Origin of the sequence: Pseudomonas parasichuanensis (genome assembly GCF_021601385.1) — a bacterium.
Taxonomy (GTDB): Bacteria; Pseudomonadota; Gammaproteobacteria; order Pseudomonadales; family Pseudomonadaceae; genus Aquipseudomonas; species Aquipseudomonas parasichuanensis.
In genome coordinates, this window is the sequence record NZ_BQHO01000125.1 from 1 (window position 1) to 231 (window position 231).

The 231-nt window shown below is 58.4% G+C and carries 1 protein-coding gene; it reads right to left on the reverse strand.

Annotation, left to right across the window (positions count from 1 at the left end; genetic code table 11):
* Nucleotides 1–231, reverse strand: a 231-nt coding sequence (locus tag L6D77_RS27225) for a hypothetical protein (RefSeq protein WP_236170251.1), incomplete at both ends; no start/stop codon positions are given.

Genomic DNA, 231 nt, shown 5'->3' on the forward strand with positions numbered 1-231 from the left:
CCTGATCCAGCTTCTGGCTGACTTTGACGGTGAACGACGGCTGTTGATCTTCGGTGACATCGCCATTGCTGACGATGGTGACCGACACCTTGTCGCCTTCGTTACCAGTGCCGGTACCGCCGCCGCTACCCGGTTCATCGGTAACCGAGGTGGTGACGGTGTTGTCGCCGAGGGTCAGCTTCTCGAAGTTGTCGCCACCGGCGACCGATTCGATCTTGTTGACGATATTCG